Source organism: Mesorhizobium sp. M7D.F.Ca.US.004.03.1.1, from assembly GCF_003998635.1.
GTDB classification, from domain to species: Bacteria; Pseudomonadota; Alphaproteobacteria; order Rhizobiales; family Rhizobiaceae; genus Mesorhizobium; species Mesorhizobium loti.
The window spans coordinates 1-966 of sequence record NZ_RZQG01001443.1 but is presented as its reverse complement, the minus strand read 5'-3'; the positions used below and the strand labels follow the sequence as shown (position 1 = coordinate 966).

Here is a 966-nt window from a genome sequence, read left to right as displayed (position 1 = left end):
GGCGCTAAAGCGCGTCGCGTTTGAACGGATTCAGGCGACGCGCTTTAGGTCTTTGTTTTTATGCATGTCGTTTTCCCAAAACCGAGGTCACTTTTGGGCGACATGCATTAGGCTCGCCTTCTGACTATCTGGGCAGGGATTTTGCGCAGAGACGACAGGATCCGCGAACCGGTTTCTACCGATCCGCCAGCGCCAGTTTTGCACCGAGCATGACGAAGGCACCGGCGAAGGTCCGGCGCATCCAGGTCAGCACCATCGGCCGCGACACGACATGGCTGCGGATCGAAGCGGCGAAGATGCCGTAGCCGACGAAAACAACGAAGGTCAAAAGCATGAAGACGGAGCTGAGCTCCAGCATCTTCGACAGCGCATTGGGCTCGGTGGTGCTGACGAATTGCGGCAGGAAGGCGAAGAAGAAGATCGACAGTTTCGGATTGAGCACGTTGACGAGGATGCCGGTGGCAATCACCTTGCCGGCCGAGCGTGGCGTCACATCCTGCTCGACGCTGAGGCCGCCCTTTTCCTTCAGCGTGTTCCAGGCCATGTAGAGCAGATAGGCGACGCCGAGATATTTCAGCGTCTCGAAGGCGACCGCACTGGTGTGCAGCAGCGCCGCCAGGCCGGTGATGGCGGCGGCCATATGCGGGATGATGCCGAGGGTGCAGCCGAAAGCGGCGATGATCGAGGCACGCGCGCCGCGCGAGAGGCCGGCGCTCAGCGTGTAAAGAACGCCGGTGCCGGGCGAAGCCACGACGATCAGCGACGTCAACAGAAATTCGATGCTCACGATGGTTTCCTCCGACGCCCTGCCCTGTCGCAGCGTAGCCAGCAAGGAGGATGCGCACAAGCGCCGGAAACCTTGCTAAGCTGTCGGCAATCCATGCGCCCGGCGTGCCATCAGGCAATCGTCGTCACCAGGCATGCAGGCGCGGCAGACATCCGGGCGGACATCATAGATGCCGCAAG

General features: G+C 61.1%; 1 protein-coding gene and 1 pseudogene. Both read right to left on the bottom strand.

Features of this window, described 5'->3' with window-relative positions:
• Positions 1-175: 175 nt before the first annotated feature.
• Positions 176-787, bottom strand: coding sequence for a LysE family translocator (locus EN935_RS37790; protein WP_109663387.1), 612 nt, complete (start codon positions 785-787; stop codon positions 176-178).
• Between the two features lie 75 nt (positions 788-862).
• A pseudogene (locus EN935_RS42565) lies at positions 863-966 on the bottom strand (YkgJ family cysteine cluster protein); the annotation flags it as partial.